The sequence below is a fragment of the Stenotrophomonas sp. 28608_Sma genome (genome assembly GCF_056486185.1).
On record NZ_CM151308.1, the window covers coordinates 935971 to 957113 of the forward strand.

18 protein-coding genes are annotated in these 21143 nt (G+C 66.9%); 10 read left to right on the top strand and 8 right to left on the bottom strand.

What is annotated here, in order from left to right; all coding sequences use genetic code 11:
- Positions 1-68: 68 nt before the first annotated feature.
- Entirely contained in the window at positions 69-1256 is a 1188-nt protein-coding gene (locus tag ACZLHH_RS04245; protein ID WP_219631326.1) for a mechanosensitive ion channel family protein, read from the top strand.
- Between the two features lie 56 nt (positions 1257-1312).
- On the opposite strand, the gene ACZLHH_RS04250 is transcribed toward ACZLHH_RS04245, so the two are convergent.
- From ACZLHH_RS04250 to typA, 3 genes are read right to left on the bottom strand one after another with little or no spacing between them, the layout of a single operon-like run.
- The gene (locus tag ACZLHH_RS04250; RefSeq protein WP_049401441.1) at positions 1313-2935 is read right to left on the bottom strand and encodes an amidase; all 1623 of its coding nucleotides are present in this window, start codon (positions 2933-2935) and stop codon (positions 1313-1315) included.
- 41 nt (positions 2936-2976) lie between these two features.
- Positions 2977-3444, bottom strand: a complete 468-nt coding sequence (locus ACZLHH_RS04255) for a DUF2127 domain-containing protein (RefSeq protein ID WP_049422416.1) — start codon at positions 3442-3444, stop codon at positions 2977-2979.
- A gap of 11 nt (positions 3445-3455) precedes the next feature.
- Positions 3456-5303, bottom strand: coding sequence for a translational GTPase TypA (gene typA / locus ACZLHH_RS04260; RefSeq protein ID WP_049455386.1), 1848 nt, complete (start codon positions 5301-5303; stop codon positions 3456-3458).
- A gap of 274 nt (positions 5304-5577) precedes the next feature.
- On the opposite strand from typA, the gene ACZLHH_RS04265 reads away from it, so the two are divergent.
- From ACZLHH_RS04265 to ACZLHH_RS04290, 6 genes are all read left to right on the top strand, one after another.
- Positions 5578-6069, top strand: coding sequence for a peptidylprolyl isomerase (locus tag ACZLHH_RS04265; protein WP_004153629.1), 492 nt, complete (start codon positions 5578-5580; stop codon positions 6067-6069).
- Positions 6070-6187: 118 nt separating this feature from the next.
- Positions 6188-7174, top strand: coding sequence for a malate dehydrogenase (locus tag ACZLHH_RS04270; protein ID WP_004153634.1), 987 nt, complete (start codon positions 6188-6190; stop codon positions 7172-7174).
- Positions 7175-7332: 158 nt separating this feature from the next.
- Positions 7333-7947 (top strand): RluA family pseudouridine synthase, encoded by a 615-nt coding sequence (locus ACZLHH_RS04275; RefSeq protein ID WP_049463326.1) that lies wholly within the window; start codon positions 7333-7335, stop codon positions 7945-7947.
- 662 nt (positions 7948-8609) lie between these two features.
- Positions 8610-10490 carry a propionate--CoA ligase gene (gene prpE / locus ACZLHH_RS04280; RefSeq protein ID WP_049461267.1) on the top strand — a complete coding sequence of 627 codons (1881 nt, stop codon included), beginning with the start codon at positions 8610-8612 and terminating at the stop codon, positions 10488-10490.
- A 216-nt stretch (positions 10491-10706) separates the two neighbouring features.
- Positions 10707-11210: a hypothetical protein gene (locus ACZLHH_RS04285; protein WP_049461269.1), complete on the top strand. Its 504-nt coding sequence runs from the start codon at positions 10707-10709 to the stop codon at positions 11208-11210.
- Positions 11211-11256: 46 nt separating this feature from the next.
- Positions 11257-12312: a suppressor of fused domain protein gene (locus ACZLHH_RS04290; RefSeq protein ID WP_049461270.1), complete on the top strand. Its 1056-nt coding sequence runs from the start codon at positions 11257-11259 to the stop codon at positions 12310-12312.
- A gap of 67 nt (positions 12313-12379) precedes the next feature.
- Here ACZLHH_RS04290 and ACZLHH_RS04295 read toward each other — a convergent pair whose 3' ends face one another.
- From ACZLHH_RS04295 to ACZLHH_RS04315, 5 genes are all read right to left on the bottom strand, one after another.
- The gene (locus ACZLHH_RS04295) at positions 12380-12991 is read right to left on the bottom strand and encodes a glutathione S-transferase N-terminal domain-containing protein (protein WP_014036113.1); all 612 of its coding nucleotides are present in this window, start codon (positions 12989-12991) and stop codon (positions 12380-12382) included.
- 84 nt (positions 12992-13075) lie between these two features.
- On the bottom strand, positions 13076-13534 hold the full coding sequence (locus tag ACZLHH_RS04300; protein ID WP_004154513.1) for a cell wall hydrolase: 459 nt from the start codon (positions 13532-13534) through the stop codon (positions 13076-13078).
- Between the two features lie 297 nt (positions 13535-13831).
- A complete protein-coding gene (locus ACZLHH_RS04305; RefSeq protein WP_049461271.1) occupies positions 13832-15862 on the bottom strand; it encodes an NADPH-dependent 2,4-dienoyl-CoA reductase in 2031 nt (676 codons plus the stop codon).
- Positions 15863-16238: 376 nt separating this feature from the next.
- Positions 16239-16868, bottom strand: a complete 630-nt coding sequence (yczE, locus tag ACZLHH_RS04310) for a membrane protein YczE (RefSeq protein WP_049463677.1) — start codon at positions 16866-16868, stop codon at positions 16239-16241.
- A 203-nt stretch (positions 16869-17071) separates the two neighbouring features.
- Positions 17072-18091 (bottom strand): zinc-binding alcohol dehydrogenase family protein, encoded by a 1020-nt coding sequence (locus tag ACZLHH_RS04315; protein ID WP_049463678.1) that lies wholly within the window; start codon positions 18089-18091, stop codon positions 17072-17074.
- Positions 18092-18448: 357 nt separating this feature from the next.
- Between ACZLHH_RS04315 and ACZLHH_RS04320 the strand changes: the two genes are divergently transcribed.
- From ACZLHH_RS04320 to ACZLHH_RS04330, 3 genes are all read left to right on the top strand, one after another.
- Positions 18449-19540 carry an OmpA family protein gene (locus ACZLHH_RS04320; RefSeq protein WP_010483958.1) on the top strand — a complete coding sequence of 364 codons (1092 nt, stop codon included), beginning with the start codon at positions 18449-18451 and terminating at the stop codon, positions 19538-19540.
- Between the two features lie 218 nt (positions 19541-19758).
- The gene (locus ACZLHH_RS04325; protein WP_049463430.1) at positions 19759-20265 is read left to right on the top strand and encodes a hypothetical protein; all 507 of its coding nucleotides are present in this window, start codon (positions 19759-19761) and stop codon (positions 20263-20265) included.
- Positions 20266-20285: 20 nt separating this feature from the next.
- Entirely contained in the window at positions 20286-21095 is an 810-nt protein-coding gene (locus ACZLHH_RS04330) for a pseudouridine synthase (RefSeq protein ID WP_049463432.1), read from the top strand.
- Positions 21096-21143 lie beyond the last annotated feature (48 nt).

A 21143-nucleotide genomic window follows, 5' to 3' on the forward strand; every position in this document is an offset into this window, starting at 1 on the left:
GGTGCAGGGCTGCAAGCCCTGCCGACCAACACCCTTCTTACGAACGACTGACGTGACACTCATGCGTCATGCGCGAGGCTGTCCGCTTGGCTGTTCGAGTGGAGGTGGCAACGGTGCACTGGCAAAGCGCACAGGCCTACGCATGGCCGTTGGGATTGGCAGCAGTAGTGGGCGGTATCGGCGCGTGGCTGATCCTCTGGATCTACCATCGATTGAAAGGGCGTGATCGCCGGCGCGCACGCATCGGTCGCGTGCTCGGGTTGCCACTGGCCACCGCATGGCCGCTGCTGTTGTTGATTCCCGCATTGCAGGCCACGCCACTGCAGGATCCGGTGCTGGGCAACCTGCAGCATGTGCTGCACATCGCGCTGACCGCGTGCTTCATCTGGTTGCTGGTACGCGCGGTGGCGGCGGGCGAGCGCGCGATCCTGCGCAGTCATCCCATCGATGTCGCCGACAATCTGGAAGCGCGCCGCATCCAGACCCAGACGCGGGTGCTCAGCCGCGTGCTGATGGGCGGCATCATCGTGCTCGGCGCATCGCTGGTGCTGTTGACCTTCCCGATGGTGCAGAAGATCGGCACCGCGCTGCTGGCATCGGCAGGCCTGATCGGCCTGGTGGCGGGTATCGCGGCCAAGCCGGTGTTCGGCAACCTGATCGCTGGCCTGCAGATTGCGGTGACGCAGCCGATCCGGCTGGATGACGTGGTGATCGTCGAGGGCGAGTGGGGCCGTATCGAGGAGATCGGCAGCAGCTACGTCGTGGTCCGTATCTGGGATGAGCGACGGATGGTGGTGCCGCTGACCTGGTTCATCGAAAACCCGTTCCAGAACTGGACGCGGCGTAGCGCCGACCTGCTCGGTACCGCGTTCCTGTGGTTGGACTACCGTGCGCCGATTGCCGCGATCCGCGCTGAGCTGGAACGCATCTGCCGTGGCGAAGCGCTGTGGGATGGCCGGGTCTGCGTGACCCAGGTGACCGAGACCAGCGAGCGTGCGATCCAGGTGCGCCTGCTGGTCAGCGCGCGAAGCTCGGGCGATGCCTTCGATCTGCGTTGCCTGGTGCGCGAGCGCATGCTCGATTTCCTCGCGAGCGAGCATCCGCAGTCGCTGCCGCAGGTGCGTGCGCGGCTGCAACACGAAGATGAGCTGGATATGCCGCGCGGTCCACGTGCACGCACCGCGGATGTGCGTTCGCCGGGTGCTGAAGATGGTGAGGCGGCGATCGTGCCGGTGGAGCCGGAACCCGAGCGGTAGCGCCGGTCGCTGGCCGGCGACCTGGGATCTGCCGGCCAGCGGCCGGCACTACCGGATCACGGCTCGCCAGCGTCGATCAGTGCGTCGGTATCGAAGTGCGGTGGTCGCCGCGCGCGCGTGCGCTGCTCATAGGCGTAGGCCATCTCGATCAGCTTCGGCTCGCTCCAGGCGGTGCCCATGAACAGCAGACCGACCGGCAGACCATCGATCTGCCCCATCGGCACGGTGAGGCTGGGATAGCCGGCCACGGCGGCGGCGCTGTAGCTTTCACCGGGGAAGTCGTCGCCTTCGCTGCGGATCGGCCATGCCACGCCGGTGGTCGGCGCCACCAGCGCATCGAGCTGGTGGGCGGCGAGGGCAGCATCGATGCCTTCCGGGCCGGCCAGCCGGCGCGCATCGCTGCGGGCGCGGATATAGGCGGGGTCGGCCAGGCCGGCGGTGGCATCGGCCTCCACCAGCAGCTCCTGGCCGAACAGGCCCAGTTCCTGCTTGCTGTGCGCCTGGTTGAAGGCGATCAGTTCGGCCAGGCTGCGCAATGGTGCGCGGTGGGTGCTGAAATAGCGCTCCAGCCCGGCCTTGAATTCGTACAGCAGCAGCGTGCGCTCGGCCTCGGCCCAGGCGCCCTGGTTGGGCAGCTCCACCGGCACCACCACGGCGCCGGCGCGGCGCAGCTCGGTTGCCGCCTGTTCGATCAGTGGCGGCATGCCACGGTACTTCAGCAGGGGCGTCTGCAGCAGGCCGATGCGCTTGCCGCGCAGGCCCTGCGGGTCCAGTCGCGCGGTGTAGTCGTAGACCGCGCGGCCGGGCATGGTCGCGGTGGCCGGATCGGCATCGTCGCGGCCGGCGATCGCGGTCAGCACGGCGGCAGCGTCGGCGACGCTGCGTGCCATCGGCCCGGCAGTGTCCTGGCTGAAGGAAATCGGGATGATGCCCTCGCGGCTGACCAGGCCGACCGTCGGCTTCAGGCCGACCACGCCGTTGATCGCCGCCGGGCAGACGATGCTGCCGTCGGTTTCGGTGCCGATCGCCACGCTGGCCAGGTTGGCGGCCACGGCCACCGCGCTGCCGCTGCTGGAACCACACGGCGAATGGCTGATGCGATAGGGGTTGCGGGTCTGGCCGCCACGCGCGCTCCAGCCGGAGATCGAATCATTGCCGCGGAAGTTGGCCCATTCGCTGAGGTTGGTCTTGCCCAGCACCACCGCACCGGCGTCGCGCAGCCGGCGCACCAGGTAGGCATCGTCCGGACGGAAGCCCTGCAGGGCCAGCGAACCCGCACTGGTGGCCATCGGCGCGGCGTTGATGTTGTCCTTCAACAGCAGGGGAATGCCATGCAGCGGGCCGCGCAGGCGGCCGTCACGGCGTTCGCGGTCGCGCGCGGCGGCTTCCTTCAGGGCATCGGGGTTGAGCTCGATCACCGCGCGCAGGCGCGGCCCGGTGCGGTCCAGCGCGGCGATGCGCTGCAGGTAGGCCTGGGTCAGGGTGGTGCTGTCCAGTTCCCCGGCGGTCATCCGCGCCTGCAGGTCGGCGACATCGGTTTCGGCGTACGGGAACGGCACGTTGCGGCTCGCAGGTTCGGCCGCATGCGCGCTGGGCGTGGCCGGGCTGCAGCCAGCCGAAAGCAGCGCCGGCAGCGCGGCGAGCAGGCAGGTCAGCAGAGGCGGCAAGGACGGGCGCATGGGGCGGCTTGGTCGGCTCCAATCCCCAGTGTAGCCGGTGCTCAGCGGTGGCGCTTGCGCAGGTCGCGGGCGAGCACGTAGACCACGATCAGGTTGATCGCCAGGATCGTCCACGACGGCCAGCCGGGGTGGCGGATGATCGCGAAGATGTCGAAAGGCAGGTACAGGGCGGCGGTCAGGCAGCCCAGCCAGGAGGCCCAGGCCTTGGCCCGCCACAGGCCCCAGGCTTCGACCAGGTGCAGCAGGCCGTAGCCGATCATCCCCGCCGCGGCCAGGTGGACCGCGTCGGGGCTGATCATGTGCAGCAGCGAGGGCAGGGTGCCATGGTCCGGATCCAGGCTGAAACGCCGGATCAGGGCCATGATGCCGTGCCGTAGCGGCTGCGGTCCGAGCACTTCCAGCCCGGTGGCGGCCAACAGCGCCAGCATCGCCTTGCTCGCTTCGAGCAGGGCGATGACATGGAGACCCGGATGCCGGTGTGGATCCGGGTTGTAGCCGCTCAGGTTCACGGGGTGCTGGCTCAGCCGCCGCGCGAAGCCTTCTTGCGGTCGCTTTCGGTCAGGAACTTCTTGCGCAGACGGATCTCCTTCGGGGTGATCTCGACCAGCTCGTCGTCTTCGATGAAGTCCAGGGCCTGTTCCAGCGAGTACTTGATCGCCGGGGTCAGCTGGATCGCATCGTCCTTGCCCGAAGCGCGCATGTTGGTCAGCGGCTTGGTCTTGATCGCGTTGACGGTCAGGTCGTTGTCCTTGGAGTGGATGCCGACCAGCTGACCTTCATACACGTTGTCGCCTTCAGCAGCGAAGAGCTTGCCGCGCTCCTGCAGCGGGCCCAGCGAGTAGGCCGGCGTGGTGCCCGGCGCATTGGCGATCATCACGCCGTTGATGCGCTTGGCGATCGCGCCCTGTTCCTTCGGGCCGTAGTGGTCGAACACGTGGAACAGCAGGCCCGAACCCTGGGTCAGGGTCTTGAACTCGTTCTGGAAACCGATCAGGCCACGGGCCGGGATCGAGTATTCCAGGCGCACACGGCCCTTGCCGTCCGATTCCATGTTCTTCAGCTGGCCCTTGCGGGTGCCCAGCTTTTCCATCACGCCGCCCTGGTGGATTTCTTCGATGTCCACCACCAGCTGCTCGATCGGCTCCATCAGCTGGCCGTCGATTTCCTTGATGATCACTTCCGGGCGCGACACGGCCAGCTCGTAGCCTTCGCGGCGCATGTTCTCGATCAGCACCGACAGGTGCAGTTCGCCACGGCCGGAGACCAGGAACTTGTCGGCGTCTTCCAGCTGCTCGACCTTCAGGGCCACGTTGTGGACCTTTTCACGGTCCAGGCGGTCCTTGATCTGGCGGCTGGTCAGGAACTTGCCACCGGACAGGTCCTTGTTGCCGGCGAACGGCGAGTTGTTGACCTGGAAGGTCATCGAGATGGTCGGCTCGTCGACGGTCAGCGCCGGCAGCGCTTCCGGGAAGTCCGGTGCGCAGATGGTGTCGGAGATGGTCAGCTCCTGGATGCCGGAGATGGCCACGATGTCGCCGGCCTCGGCCGAATCCTGCTCGATGCGCTCCAGGCCCATGAAGCCCAGCACCTGCAGCACCTTGCCGTTGCGCTTCTTGCCTTCACGGTCGATGACCGCGACCTGCATGTTCTTCTTCAGGGTGCCGCGCTGGATGCGGCCGATGCCGATCACGCCCACGAAGTTGTTGTAGTCCAGCTGGCTGATGCGCATCTGGAACGGGCCTTCCGGGTCCACTTCCGGACGCGGCGCGTGCTGCATGATCGCTTCGTACAGCGGGGTCATGTCGCCATCGCGCACGGTGTCTTCCAGGCCGGCGTAGCCGTTCAGGCCCGAGGCGTAGACGATCGGGAAGTCCAGCTGCTCGTTGGTGGCGCCGAGCTTGTCGAACAGGTCGAAGACCTGGTCGATCACCCATTCCGGACGGGCGCCCGGACGGTCGACCTTGTTGACCACGACGATCGGCTTGAAGCCCATCGCGAAGGCCTTCTGGGTCACGAAGCGGGTCTGCGGCATCGGGCCGTCCATCGCATCGACCAGGATCAGCACGGTGTCGACCATCGACAGCACGCGCTCGACCTCACCACCGAAGTCGGCGTGGCCGGGGGTGTCGACGATGTTGATCCGGTTCTTGATGCCGGTCTTCTTGTCTTCCCAGGTGATGGCGGTGTTCTTGGCCAGGATGGTGATGCCGCGTTCCTTTTCCTGGTCGTTGCTGTCCATCACGCGCTCGGCGAGGACGGTGCGCTCGGACAGGGTGCCGGACTGCTTCAGCAGCTGGTCGACCAGGGTGGTCTTGCCATGGTCGACGTGGGCGACGATGGCGATGTTGCGAAGATTTTCGATGGACATACGAAAGGGGGCCAGTCGGCGCCGGATTTGGAAAAAGAAGTCCAACATTATACGTCGAACTTGACGATTCGCGAAAAGGTGGATTTCACACCCGTCATGGGGCCCATTCAGCTGGGGGGCCGTGGCGCCGGTCGAGGCCGCCTGGCCTACACCGCGGGGCACCCCGTCCCGTGGCTGAAGCCCGGATCTGCGCCCATGGTCGAAGCCGCCGCCGCCACGAGGCAGGTGTAAACTAGGTGGCTAGACGCGTTCCCCATCTGCATCAAGGATCTTCATGTCCCTCATCGCCACTTTCGACACCACCCAGGGCCCGATCAAGGTCGAGCTGTTCGCCGACAAGGCGCCGCTGACCGTGGCCAACTTCGTGAACCTGGTCAAGCACGGTTTCTATGACGGCCTGATCTTCCACCGCGTGATCGCCGACTTCATGATCCAGGGCGGCTGCCCGCAGGGTCGTGGCACCGGCGGCCCGGGCTACAAGTTCGAAGACGAGAAGAATGGCGTGAAGCACGAGGTCGGCTCGCTGTCGATGGCCAACGCCGGCCCGAACACCAACGGCAGCCAGTTCTTCATCACCCACATCAAGACCGACTGGCTGGACGGCCGCCACACCGTCTTCGGCAAGGTCCTGGAAGGCCAGGCCATCGTCGATTCGGTCAAGCAGGGCGACGTGATCCATTCGATCACCCTGGAAGGCGACGTCGACGCCGTGCTGGCCGCCCAGGCCGAGCGCGTCGCGGAGTGGAACAAGCACCTCGCCGCCTGATCCCCCTTCGAAACGGCCACCCTCGGGTGGCCGTTTCCCTGTTCCCCGCCGCCCGCCAGGCCTGCGTGGCCACGCCCGCGGCGTCCCATCAAACGCTTGCAAGCAAGAGGAAACCCCCATGAAAGCACCCGTTCGTGTTGCCGTGACCGGCGCCGCCGGCCAGATCGGTTATGCCCTGCTGTTCCGCATCGCCTCCGGCGAAATGCTGGGCAAGGACCAGCCGGTCATCCTGCAGCTGCTGGAACTGCCGGTCGACAAGGCCCAGGCCGCCCTGAAGGGCGTGATGATGGAGCTGGAAGACTGCGCCTTCCCGCTGCTGGCCGGCATGGTCGGCACCGATGATGCCGAAGTCGCGTTCAAGGACGCCGACATCGCCCTGCTGGTTGGCGCGCGTCCGCGTGGCCCGGGCATGGAGCGCAAGGACCTGCTGCTGGAAAACGCCAAGATCTTCACCGCCCAGGGCGCGGCGCTGAACAAGGTCGCCAGCCGTGACGTGAAGGTGCTGGTGGTCGGTAACCCGGCCAACACCAACGCCTACATCGCGATGAAGTCGGCCCCGGACCTGAAGCCGGAGAACTTCACCGCCATGCTGCGCCTGGACCACAACCGCGCGCTGAGCCAGCTGTCGACCAAGCTCGGCAAGCCGGTCGGTGGCATGGAGAAGCTGGTCGTGTGGGGCAACCACAGCCCGACCATGTACCCGGACTACCGTTTCGCCACCGCCGATGGTGCGTCGATCGCCGATGCGATCAACGACCAGGAGTGGAACGCCAACACCTTCATCCCGACCGTCGGCAAGCGCGGCGCGGCGATCATCGAAGCCCGTGGCTCGTCCTCGGCTGCTTCGGCCGCCAACGCAGCCATCGACCACGTGCGTGACTGGGTGCTGGGCAGCAACGGCAAGTGGGTCACCATGGGCGTGCCGTCCGACGGTTCCTATGGCATTCCGGAAGGCGTGATCTTCGGTTTCGCGGTGACCACCGAGAACGGCAAGTACACCCTGGTCAAGGATCTGCCGATCGACGACTTCAGCCAGAAGTACATCGACAAGACCCTGGCCGAGCTGGAAGAAGAGCGCGCCGGCGTCGCCCACCTGCTGGGCTGATGCAGGCGGTACCGGCTCCGGCCGGTACGTCTTCCATCGAGGTAGGTGCCGGCCGTTGGCCGGTACGTGATCCAGAAGGTAGGTACCGACCGTTGGTCGGTACGCAGCAACGGGGAAGCTCAGGCTTCCCCGTTGCTGTTTGAGGAATACAGGAACTGATGATCCACCTGCATTACATCGACGACGCGCTGCTGGTGGCCGAGAAGCCGGCAGGCCTGCTGTCCGTGCCTGGCCGCAGCGCCGAGAACCAGGACTGCGTGGTCGCGCGCCTGCAGGCGCTGTACCCGGATGCATTGACCGTGCATCGCCTGGACCAGGTGACCTCCGGCCTGCTGCTGCATGCGCGCGGCAAGGACATGCAGGTGGCGTTGTCGATGCAGTTCGAGCAGCGCCAGGTTGGCAAGCGTTACGAAGCGATCGTGGAGGGGCTGCTTGAAGGCGATGCCGGCGAAGTAGACCTGCCGTTGATCGTGGACTGGCCGAACCGGCCGAAGCAGATGGTCGATCACGAACGCGGCAAACCGGCGCTGACACGTTGGCACGTAATGGCACGTGATGTTGAAGCGCAGCGCACCCGCGTGGCGTTGGAACCGATCACTGGCCGCAGCCATCAGCTGCGCCTGCACATGGCCAGTCTCGGCCATCCCATCGTTGGCGATGTGCTGTATGACGCCGCGCCGGCGCAGCGTGTGCATCTGCATGCGCGCAGCCTGCGGTTCACCCATCCAGTGACGGGCGAGCCGCTCGCGTTCGAGTCCGCGACTCCGTTCTAGGGGTTCGGCAGGGCTTGCAGCCCTGCACCTGCAGAATCAACGTCAACGTCAGAAGCGGGCTATCCGTGGGTTGGCGGGACGGTGTCGGAGTGCGGGGACGCCGCAAGTACGTCCCTGTAGGCTTGGCAGCCGCATCCATGCGGCTGACACCCCGCACTCCGACACCGTCCCACCTTCGACAGGTTCCCGCGGCTGTTGGTAACTGCGGCTTTGTTCCGCGCGGCTGTTGGTAGGTGTCGACCTTGGTCGACACGATTTTCCTTTCAGATATCGAATGAATCATCCACGCATGGCGTGGATCTACCGTGTCGACCAAGGTCGACACCCACCAGAGCAGTCGACCAAGGTCGACATCTACCAGAGCAATACGCCTTTCCGACAGATCGCAGGAAACTGTCGAAGGCGGGGTGGGTCCGGTTGCGGGAGTGTCCGCGGCATGGATGCCGCGGCCAAGCCCCCAAGGACGGGTTTACGGCGTCTCCCGCAACCGGACCCACCCCGCCATCCCCCAGGAAACCAGCTTCTGCTGTTGCTTCGGCCTCTGCAGGTGCAGGGCTGCAAGCCCTGCAGAACAAAACCCCACCCCCTACCAAGGTAGGGCGGCCCGCGCGCCAGCGCCGGACTATCCTCGAACCCATGACTTTGTCTGGGAGGGCTGCGTCATGAACTACGAGGAAACCTACCGTCGCTCGATCGACGAGCCGGAGGCCTTCTGGGGCGAGGAAGCCAAGCGCATCCATTGGCACAAACCGCCGCAGCAGGTGCTCGACTACAGCAACCCGCCGTTCCGGCGCTGGTTCGTCGGTGGTGAAACCAATCTCTGCTACAACGCCGTCGACCGCCACCTGGCCGAGCGCGCCGACCAGCTCGCGCTGGTCGCCATCTCCACCGAAACCAACAGCACCCGCGAAATCACCTATCGCCAGCTGTATCGCGAAGTGAACGACTTCGCCGCCGCACTCAAGCACCTCGGCGTCGGTCACGGTGACCGCGTGGTGATCTACATGCCGAACATGGCCGAAGCCGTGTTCGCGATGCTGGCCTGCGCGCGCATCGGTGCGGTGCACTCGGTGGTGTTCGGTGGCTTCGCCGCGCACAACCTGGCGCTGCGCATCGACGACGCCAAGCCCAAGCTGCTGATCGCGGCAGATGCCGGCATGCGCGGTGGCAAGCTGATTCCGTACAAGCCGATGGTCGATGCAGCCTGCGCCGAAGCCACGTCGCCACCGCCGCACGTGCTGATCGTGTCGCGTGGGCTGGATGCCGCCGAACCACGCGTGCCGGGCCGCGATGTGGACTACGCCGAGCTGCGTGCGCAGATCGGTGAAGTCGACGTGCCGGTGCAGTGGCTGGAAGCGAGCGAGCCGAGCTATCTGCTGTATACCTCCGGCACCACCGGCAAGCCGAAGGGCGTGCAGCGCGATGTGGGGGGCTATGCGGTGGCGATGGCGCAGTCGATGGAAACGGTGTTCGACTGCAGGCCGGGACAGGTGATGTTCTCCACCTCCGACGTCGGCTGGGCGGTCGGCCATTCCTACAACGTGTACGGCCCGCTGATCGGCGGCTGCACCTCGCTGCTCTACGAAGGGCTGCCGACCAACCCGGATCCGGGCATCTGGTGGGCGCTGTGCGAGCAGTACAACGTGCGCACGATGTTCTCGTCGCCCACCGCCATCCGCGTGCTGAAGAAGCACGACGCGGATTTCATCCATCGCCACGACCTGGGCGCGCTGAAGTACCTGTTCCTGGCCGGCGAGCCGCTGGACGAACCGACCGCGCACTGGATCAGCGAAGCGCTCGGCAAGCCGATCATCGACAATTACTGGCAGACCGAAACCGGCTGGCCGGCACTGACCCTGCTGCCGGGCCTGGAGATGAAGCCGGTGCGTTTCGGCTCGCCCGGGTTCCCCAATCTCGGCTACCGGATGAAGGTGATCGACGAGAACACCGGCGAGGAAGTGGCACCGGGGCAGAAGGGCGTGCTGGTGGTGTCGCCGCCGCTGCCGCCGGGCTGCATGAGCACGGTGTGGAACGACGACAGCCGTTTCCTGCAGAGCTACTTCAGCCACTTCAAGGAGCTGCTGTACAGCTCGCTGGACTGGGCGATCCGTGACGACGATGGCTACACCTTCATCCTCGGCCGTACCGACGATGTGATCAACGTGGCCGGCCATCGTCTGGGCACGCGCGAGATCGAGGAGGCTATCTCCAGCCATCCGCGCGTGGCCGAGGCGGCGGTGATCGGGGTCAAGGACGAACTGAAGGGGCAGGTGCCGCTGGTGTTCGTCACCCTCAAGCAGGGGCTGGATGGCGAGGATCCGGCGCCGGTGGTGGCCGAGATGATGGCTACGGTGACCACCTCGCTCGGCGCGGTCGCACGCCCTGCGCATGTGCACGTGGTCAATGCCTTGCCCAAGACCCGCTCTGGCAAGCTGCTGCGGCGCTCGCTGCAGGCGTTGGCCGAGCAGCGCGACCCGGGTGACCTGTCGACGCTGGACGACCCCAGCGCGCTGGAGGAGATCCGCCGCGCGCTGGGACGCTGACCCGGTAGTGCCGGCCGCTGGCCGGCACCCCCCATCAATCCCGAGGTTGCCGGCCAGCGGCCGGCACTACCCGCAGCACTTGCGCTAAGCTCGGCCTGTCATCGACCTGCAATACACGGTGCGCGCCGGGGAAGGCGCGTGCCGTCCGGGGATGGCACACAGGGGAGCGTGCCCGCCAGGGCGCGCCGGCATTGCGCATCGAGGGAGGGGGAGGCAATGGCTTTGCTGCACGCCAAGACGGCTGCAGGCCGTCAGGAAATCGAAGACCGTGGTCGGCGTCTGCCGGCGGCACTGCGTTCGATCCTGCTGATGGTCGACGGCCATCGCGATGACACTGAATTGCGCGGCCTGTTCGAAGGCCTGCGGGCACCGCCGGATGCACTGGAGCAGTTGGCCGCGCTGGGCCTGATTGAAGTGATCGGCGGAAGTGTCGAAACCGCACCGACGCGCAGCATCAGCACCGGCCGTGAACAGGACCCGGCGCTGTACCAGCAGCTGTACGACGCGATGAGTGAGGCCGTGCGTCGGCATCTGGGCCTGAAGGGCTATTTCATGCAGTTGAAGATCGAACGCTGCACCGATGCGCTGGCACTGGAGCGCCTGTGCCCGGAACTGCTGGCGGCGGTGGGCAAGGCGCGTAGCCCGGCATTGGCGCAGCGCTGGTGGCAGGAGACCCAGGCGGCCGTGGTCAATGGTGGCGGCGAGGTCGTGCAGGCCTGAGCCACCGCGTAAAGTGATCGGTTCACTTCCCCACAAGGAGTCCCGCGTGCAGGACGACCACGACGATACCGATACCCCCGGCTGGGACGCGATCAATGCGGCGCTGGCGCCGCTGTATGCCGGGCAGGAACCGCGTCACTTCGGCACCGCGCTTCCGTACACGCTCGGTGGCCAGGATCCGCTCGATGGCATCAGCGTGTACTGGGCGGATGCGCCGGTACCGCATTGGCATTACATCACCTACGGCTTCTCCGAGCTGTACGCAAAGGAGAGCAGTGATGCCACCGCCAGTGGCTATGGTTTCGAGCTGACCTTCCGCCTCGCTGCCGACGCCGGTGAGAACGCCGGCAGCACGCCACCGGTGTGGCCGATGAACCTGCTGCAGAACCTGGCGCGCTATGTGTTCGGCAGTGGCAACGTGTTCGAGGATGGCCACCACCTCAACGCCAACGGCCCGATCGCGTTGGAGACCAACACGCGCTTGTGCCATCTGGCCTTCGTCGCAGATCCGCAGTTGCCCGCACGCGACACCGCCAATGGCCACCTGCAGTTCCTGCAGCTGGTCGGGTTGACCGATGAGGAGATGGAAGCGGTCAAGCGCTGGTCGACGCGCGGCGTGCTGCAGGCGCTGCAACCGGCGATGCCGCTGTGGATCAGCGACCTGCATCGCGGCAACCTGCTGGAGGGTCCGGCACTGGCTGCACAGGTGCAGACCGGCAGCGAGCGCGAGGGCTCCAGCACCGGCATGCTGTTCATCGAGACGCTGGACTGGCGCCAGGAGGCGGGCGTCACCACCCTGGTGCTCGGTGCGGGCCAGGTGGCCAGCGTGTGCGAGCTGCTGCCATTGCGCCTGCGCCACGGCAAATCACTGGAACTGGTCAGCCGCGAGCGGCAGTGGGAATTCATTCCGGCCGCGCGCGGTCAAACCGGCGAGGTATCGGCCGACAGCGCGCGCTGGGCGTTGGACGAGACGGGTCTGGAAGCCCTGGCAGGCGTGCGGGCCGAGCGCGGCATCTACCCGGTGGCGGCGGCGCTGCGCATCGAAGTGGTGCCGACCTACCTGCGCGATGCCAAGGGCGAAGTGATCCGCCAGATCGGCTGAGTGTGGCGATTGCACCGATGGGGGCAGAGCCGTCTGCTGCGCAGACGGCTCCGACCCATGGTCTGGATCAGGCCAGGCCCTCGGCCTTCAGCGCGGCCTGCACGCCGGCATCGGCGTCCATGCGTGCCTTGTAGGCGGCCAGGTTGTCCAGGCCGGACAGGTCGACCCTGGTGCCGGCGGCCCAGCGCAGGGTGATGTAGAAGTACGGGTCGGCGAAGCTGCGGAAACCGGCCAGCCAGGGCTTGTCGGCCAGCTGCTTGTCAGCGGTCTCGAACAGGCCACGCAGGCGCTTGTGTGCGGCGGCGCGGATCGCATCGAACTGGCTCTCGTCGGCGATGAACTTGCCCGGGGCGAACAGCGGCGAGAAAGCCGGATGCACGTCCGAATTGACGAAGGCCAGCCAGCGGGTGGCTTCGGCGCGCTGGCGCGGGCTGCCGTCGCCGCCGAGGCCGGCCTGCGGGAAGCTGTCGGCGATATAGCCCATGATCGCGGCGTTCTGCAGCAGCACGAAGTCGCCGTCGACCAGTGCGGGGACGGCACCGGCCGGATTGATCTTGAGGAATTCCGGGCCCTTCAGGGTGTCCTTGTTCAGCAGTTCAACCTCGAACGGCTGGCCGGTCCACTGCAGGGCGATGTGGTCGGCGGTGGAACAGGCACCGGGCTTGCTGTACAGCTTCATGGGAACTCCAGGTGATGCGGGCGGGAAACGCCCACTATCCCAGAGCTTGCCAGCGGGCGGCAACGCTGCCGCCAGCACGGATCGTTACGACTGCCGCGGCTTGAGGTTCTGCACCTTATAGAAGGTGTGATCGCCGATGGTGGCCACCTGGTAGGCATTGCGCCAGTTCGGGCTGGCAATGGACAGCGCGGCGAAGTGGCTGGCACCGGGCACGATCTCGCGGCGCTCGCCGGCCGGCAGCGCCCAGTTGCGCTCGGCGTCGAAGGCCACGTTCATCGCCTCGCTCCAGGCCGCATCATTGCCCAGCTGGGTGCCGGGCGAGACGATGGTCGGTGCGAACTGCTTGCGCGCGGTGACCACCTGGCACATGGAGTCGCCCCACAGGCCACTGTCGAGGCGGCGCAGGGCGACCTCGGCGACGGCCTGCTGGCCACGCAGGGTCTGGTCGCGGGCTTCCAGGTAAACGGTGGTGCTCAAACACAATGAATCAGCGGCCGGCTGAGGCAACAACTGCGACAGCCAGAGAATCCAGGCCAGTTTCATATAACTCCTTGCTCCGTATGGGCCGCACGCTCCGGTTCCGGCCGCGGGGGCGACAGGAGGCGGGGTACGACTTGGCGTCATGGGGAGGCGGCCATCGGGGCCGCCCCGTGGGCAGCCCCAAAAGAAACGATCAGTACCGATCGAGGGGCTGCGCCGGCTCACCGGAAACTGGCTGGTGAGCGGAAAGATGGCGCAAGGTAGGGGGGGATAGCCGAACGCATCGTGAACCGCCCGGCTTGACATTCAGGTTCGGCAGGGGTGACGGAAATCACATTCCGCCCCCCATTCAGGCGCTCATCAGAGCGCGGCGGCCACCCGGCTGCCCTGGTCGATGGCGCGCTTCGCATCCAGTTCGGCGGCCACATCGGCACCCCCGATCAGCTGCGCGTTGATGCCGGCGGCCTGCAGTTCGGCCTGCAATGCACGGTTCGGTTCCTGCCCGGCGCAGATCACCACATGGTCGACCGGCAGCAGCTGTTCGCTGCCTTCCACGCGGATGCGCAGGCCCTCGTCGTCCACGCCCAGGTACTCGACGCCACCGAGCATGCGCACGCCCTTGGCCTTCAGTGTGGCGCGGTGAATCCAGCCAGTGGTCTTGCCCAGTCGCGCGCCGGGCTTGCCCGGGCTGCGCTGCAGCAGCCAGAGCCGACGCGGTGACGCCTCGACCTCGGGCCGGCCCAGCGAGCCGCGGGCCTCGAACGCGCTGTCCACGCCCCATTCGGCCATCCAGCGTTGCGGGTCGAGGGAGGGGGACTCACCTGCGTGGCTGAGGAACTCGCCGACATCGAAGCCGATGCCGCCGGCGCCGATGATCGCCGCATTGGTGCCCACTTCAACCCGGCCCAGCAGCACGTCCAGGTAGCTGACCACCTTGGCGTGGTCGGCGCCGGGGAAGTCGACCTTGCGCGGGGTGATGCCGGTGGCCAGCACCACCTCGTCGAAGCCGGTCAGGGTGGCGGCATCGGCGCGGGTGCCGAGGCGCAGCTGCACGCCGGTTTCGGCCAGCGTGTGGCGGAAGTAGCGCAGGGTCTCGTGGAACTCTTCCTTGCCGGGGATGCGCTTGGCCACGTTGAACTGGCCGCCGATCTCCTCGTTGGCATCGAACAGGGTGACCTGGTGGCCGCGCTGGGCAGCGACGGTGGCACACGCCAGGCCTGCCGGGCCAGCACCGACCACGGCAACTTTCTTCGGCGTGGCGGTGGGGCGATAGACCAGCTCGGTCTCGTGGGCGGCGCGCGGATTGACCAGGCAGCTGGCCAGCTTGTTCTCGAACACGTGGTCCAGGCAGGCCTGGTTGCAGGCGATGCAGGTGTTGATCGCCTCGGCGCGGCCGGCACGGGCCTTGTTCGGCCATTGCGGGTCGGCCAGCAGCGGACGCGCCAGCGACACCATGTCGGCACCGCCGCTGGCGAGGATGCGCTCGGCGACGTCGGGCATGTTGATGCGGTTGGTCGCCACCAGCGGCACCTTCACATGCGGCTTGAGCTTGGCGGTGACCCCGGCGAAGGCGGCGCGCGGCACCGAGGTGGCAATGGTCGGAATACGGGCTTCGTGCCAGCCGATGCCGGAATTGATGATCGTCGCGCCGGCGGCCTCGATGGCCTGCGCCTGCTGCACGATTTCCTCCCAGTTGCTGCCGTCCTCCACCAGGTCCACCAGCGACAGGCGGTAGATGATGATGAAGTCCGGGCCACAGGCCTCGCGGATGCGGCGCACGATCTCGACCGCGAAGCGCATGCGCTGGTTGGCATCGCCGCCCCAGCGGTCGGTGCGCTTGTTGGTGCGCGGGGCGATGAACTCGTTGATGAGGTAGCCCTCCGAGCCCATCACTTCCACACCGTCGTAGCCAGCCTCGCGGGCCAGCTTCGCGCTGCGTGCGTAGTCGGCGATATGGCGCTCGACGCCGCTGGCCGACAACGCACGCGGGGTGAACGGGTTGATGGGTGCCTTCAGCTTCGACGGCGCCACCGACAGAGGGTGGTAGGCATAGCGGCCGGCATGCAGCAGCTGCAGGCATATCTTCGCGCCGTGCTGGTGCGCGGCGGCGGTGAGCTGACGGTGCGGGCGTACTTCCCAGGGCCAGGACAGCTTGCCGCCGAACGGCTTCAGCCAGCCGACCACGTTCGGCGCGAAGCCGCCGGTGACGATCAGGCCGACACCGCCCTCGGCGCGTTCGGCGAAGTAGGCCGCCAGCCGCGGGAAGTCGCGGGCGCGATCCTCCAGGCCGGTGTGCATCGAGCCCATCAATACGCGGTTGCGCAGCTGGGTGAAGCCCAGGTCCAGCGGGGCGAACAGATGGGGGTAGGCGCTTTCGTTGGCTGGCGACATTGTCGATACGCTTGCGTACGGAAGCGCGAAGCGTGCCGCGAAACGGCGGCCGGGGCAAGGGCCGGCCTTTGGGTAGTGCCGGCCGCTGGCCGGGTACGCTCGGCACATGCGTGCTGTCGCTCCCGCAATTCGCTGCGCGAACCGCGGGCCCCACTTACCGGCCTCCACGCCCCCGCGCCTGCGGCGCTGCCCCCGAACTCCGGGGGGTAGTGCCGGCCGCTGGCCGGGTACGCTCGGCACATGCGTGCTGTCGCTCCCGCAATTCGCTGCGCGAACCGCGGGCCCCACTTACCGGCCTCCACGCCCCCGCGCCTGCGGCGCTGCCCCCGAACTCCGGGGGCGGTAGTGCCGGCCGCTGGCCGGCATCCCGATCAGCTCAGGGGGACTGCGGCTGCCGGCCAGCGGCCGGCACTACCGGGGTGCGACCGATCCCGAACCAGCCCAGCGTGACACCACACAGCGGACCGATCAGCAGGGCGAAGGCGAGGGTGCCGAGCCCAACATTGCCGCCCAGCCACCAGCCCAGCAGCAATACGCTGCCTTCGATCAGGCTGCGCACTTTCCAGATCGGCCAGCCGGTGCGGGCATGCAGGCCGGTCATCAGGCCGTCGCGCGGGCCAGGGCCAAGCCTGGCGCCGATGTACAGGCCGGTGGCCAGCGCGACCAGCAGCATGCCCGCGCAGAACATCGCCAGCTGCCAGCCAAGGCCGACGGCCGGCGGCAGCAGCCATAGCCCGAACTGCGCGGAGGGGCCGATCAGCATCACGTTGAGAACGGTCCCTACACCCGGCTTCTGCCGCAGCGGCCACCACAGCAGCAACACCAGTGCGCCGATGACATTGGTCGCCAGGCCGAACGACAGCGGCGTCTGCGCGGCGATGCCCTGCGACAGCACGTCCCAGGGCGCCACGCCGATGGCCGCACGGATCATCAGCGAGGCGCCGAAGCCGTACAGGAACAGGCCGGTGATCAGTTGCAGCAGGCGCAAGGGCAGGGCGGTGGGCATGACGGTCTCGGGGGAGAGGAATCTGTTTCCACCGTAATTCCGATCCAGTCACTTCCATAGATACAGATGCCGACCAATCCGCCGCTACAGTGTCGTCGAGCATGCTCGACTGCTCCTGATGAATCAGTCGAGCACGCTCGACGCTACGATCAGACCGCACGGCCGGGCATGGGCTCGGCTTTACAGCGGCGCTCCAGCCTGGCTCAGTCGCCCCAGCCTGCCAGCGCCAGCTTGCCCACCGTGCGTCCGCTGGCCAGGCGCTGATGCGCGATGTCCAGATTTGCCGCATTGATCGGGCCCAGGCTTTCACTGAGGGTGCCGCGCAGCTGGCCGGCATCGATCATGCTGGCCGTGCGGCTGAGGATGCGGTGCTGCTCGATGCAGTCGGCAGTGGCAAAGCGCGAGCGCGCGAACATGAACTCCCAGTGGATGCCGATGCACTTGGCTTTGTAGGGATCGCCGATGCGCAGCGGCCCACGCGGCTCGACGATCAGGCCCACATGTCCCTGCGGCGCCAGCAGCAGGCCCAGTTCGTCCCAGTAGTGATCGGTGTCGGCCAGGTTGAGTGCGACCTGCACCGTGTCGATGCCCAGCGCCTGCAGTTGGGCCTGAAGTGGTTGCCGGTGGTCGATCACGTGCCGGGCACCCATCTGCCGGCACCAGTCGGCCGAGGCCTCGCGCGACGCCGTGGCGATCACCTCGAAACCCGCATGGCGGGCCAGCTGGATTGCCATCGAGCCGACCCCGCCCGCACCGCCGATCACCAGCAGGTGCTGGCCGGCGTGGCGGCGATCGTCCAGCCGCAGCGGCATGCGCTCGAACAGCAGCTCCCAGGCGGTGAGCGTGGTCAGCGGCAGCGCTGCGGCTTCAGCGAAATCCAGCGTGGTTGGCTTGCGCGCGACCAGGCGTTCATCCACCCAGTGGTACTGCGCATTGCAGCCGGGGCGGGTGACATCGCCTGCGTAATAAACCTCGTCACCGGAGGCAAACAGGCTCGCCTCGTCGCCGATTGCCTCGACCACGCCGGCAGCGTCCCAACCCAGCACGCGGGGTGCCTGGAGCGTGGCCGGATCCGTGCTGGCGCGCTGCTTGCCATCGACGGGGTTGACTGAAACCGCCTCGACCCGGACCAGCAGGTCACGGCCCCGGGGAGGCAGCGGCGGAGGCAGGTGGATATCGCACAGGGCAGTGGCGGATTCACGACTCAGGGCGACGGCTTTCATCACGGCTCCGGCTGGGTTCGTGGCTCCATCATAAGGTTCCTCACGTTTCCGCAGGCGCGCTGAACCGTTTGATGCAGCGCGCCGCGCAATATGTCGTTTTCCCCGCCTAAACCCCGTCAAACCCTTGCAGCGTGAGGGTCTTGCGGATTTTCATCATCCTGTATAGGGTTTCAACGTCGGACCGGCGGACGGTCGGGCGCAACACTTCACATGTTACGGGACTGTTAACATGGCCTTCACCCGCCTGAGCATAATGTTCGCGGCGGTGGCGTGCTGAATCGGCTGTCGTACATCGACGCACTTGTGCTGGCCCATGCCTCTACCGGTTTCATACCCCCGAAATAGGAGCTGTACTCAATGAACAAGAAGATCCTTACTGCCGCGCTGCTGGGCGGCCTGGCTTTTGCCCAGGCAGCTTCGGCGCAGGAGTTCGATGACCGCTGGTACCTGACCGGTTCGGCCGGCTTCAACTTCCAGGACAGCGACCGTCTGACCAATGACGCTCCGTTCGTGACCCTGGGCCTGGGCAAGTTCATCAGCCCGAACTGGTCGCTGGACGGTGAGCTGAACTATCAGAACCCGAACTTCGATTCGAACAAGGACCTGAACTGGTCGCAGTACGGCGTCTCGCTGGACCTGCGTCGCCACTTCATCAAGGAAGGCCGCGGCTGGAACCCGTACATCGTCGGTGGCCTGGGCTACCAGAAGTCGGAAGAAGAGTACCCGGCGCTGAATGCCAACGGTCCGCGCCAGCGTAAGGACGGCAACGTTGCCGCCAAGCTGGGCGTCGGCCTGCAGACCACCTTCGAAAAGCGCGTTGCTGTCCGCGCCGAAGTGGCTTACCGCGCTGACTTCGACGACCAGAGCGTTGCCGCTCCGAAGGAAGACTGGTTCGGTGACGTGCTGGCTTCGGTCGGCGTCGTGATCCCGCTGGGCCCGGCTCCGGTCGCGGCTGCTCCGGCTCCGGCTCCGGTTGCCCCGAGCTGCGCCGACCTGGATGACGACGGTGACGGCGTCAACAACTGCGACGACAAGTGCCCGAACTCGCAGCCGGGTCAGACCATCGGTCCGGACGGTTGCCCGGTTCCGGTCTCCATCGACCTGAAGGGCGTCAACTTCGACTTCGACAAGTCGAACCTGCGTCCGGACGCCGTGGCGATCCTGAGCGAAGCCACCGAGATCCTGAAGCGTTACCCGGATCTGCGCGTTGAAGTTGCCGGTCACACCGACTCGAAGGGTACCGACGCTTACAACCAGAAGCTGTCGGAGCGTCGCGCTACCGCCGTGTACAACTACCTGACCAAGAACGGCGTTGACGCCGGTCGCCTGGTCGGCCCGATCGGCTACGGCGAGAGCCGTCCGATTGCTCCGAACACCAACCCGGATGGTTCGGACAACCCGGAAGGTCGCGCCAAGAACCGTCGTACCGAGCTGAACGTCCAGAACTAAGTTCTGACGCTCTGCCAGTAGGACACAGCAGGACCCGGCTTCGGCCGGGTCTTGTTGTTTCTGCGGCCCGGAATCCGGTGCCTGCCGGTCCGGGGTAACCGTTCGTCGGGTTTTTGTCCGTAAAACCAATGGGTTGCCGTATTCATTGAAAGTGGCGCTTGAAAGCTGTCGCGGCATTGCTAAACTCGCCGCGTCACTTCCTTTTCTGGATGCCCTTCATGCTGCGCTCTGCATCGGCCGCCGTCCTGGCGCTGGCCCTGGTTCCCGCCGCCCACGCTGCGGTCGATTGCTCGGTCAACACCAGCGCCTCGCCGCTGCCGTTGCCGGCCACGACCATCGCGCCGGTGGCCGACGAGCTCTACATCCGTGGCAACCAGCTGGGCATGCCGGCCGGCGTGCTGAGCAGCAACTACGATCCGTCGCAGTCGCTGGACCAGGTGCTGCAGCGCCTGCGCATCGATGGCTGCCAGAACATCGCCAAGGCCATTCCGAGCGCCCCTGCAGTGAAGCCGAATGATCCGGCGGCCTACAAGCCGCAGACCGAATTCGACAACACGCCCTGGCGCTTCGACATGAGCCAGAACGGCAAGCGCATGACCGCCGAAGAGTTCGACGCCTGGATGAAGGCGCGTGGCGTGCGTGTGGTCAAGGCGCGTCCGGCTCCGGCCGCCATTCCGGCCCCGGCCGAAGCACCGGCTGAGACCAAGCCGGTCGACAAGAAGTAAGCACCGCGGGGAGCAGAGGCTTGCGCACGCGCCGCCCACCTGCCGCCCCCGCCGCCCGCTCCCACGCACCGCGTGGGCGTGCGACTCCCGCTGCCACAGCCGCCGGTGTCCGTCATGGTCTGGCGCGCGTGCTGTCCAAGGCCGGCGTGTGTTCGCGCAGCGAGGCCGCGCGCTGGATCGCCGATGGCCGCGTGCGCGTCTCCGGCCGCATCGTGCGGGATCCCGAATTCCCGATTGGGCAGCCGGCGCCGCCGATCGAGGTCGATGGCCAGCCGATGGGCGCGCCGCAGCGCCTGTACCTGATGCTCAACAAACCGCGTGGGGTGGTGACCACCGCGCAGGACGAACGTGGCCGCGACACCGTGTACCGCTGCTTCGATGGTGCCGGCCTGCCGTGGATCGCGCCGGTCGGGCGCCTGGACAAGGCCAGTGAAGGGTTGTTGCTGTTCAGCAACGATCCGCAGTGGGCCGCGCGCCTGACCGATCCAGAGACCGGCCCGCAGAAGACCTATCACGTGCAGGTGGATCGTCTGCCCGATGAGGACACCCTGGCCGCGCTGCGCGCCGGTGTCGAAGACGAGGGCGAGTTCCTCGTCGCCCAGGCTGTGCGCGTGCTGCGCAGCGGCGATAAGACCGCGTGGCTGGAGGTGGTCCTCGACGAGGGCCGCAACCGCCACATCCGCCGCCTGTTGGCGGCCTTCGACCTGCAGGTGCTGCGCCTGGTCCGGGTTGCGATCGGCGGGCTGCAGCTCGGCGATCTCGGCAAGGGCCAGTGGCGGGTGCTGGAGGTCAGTGACCAGCCGCGGCTGGGGGCCGCTGCACCGGGCTGATCATCGCCCGCGGCCGGCGGTTGCCGGCCACCGTTCCAGGCGTAGGGG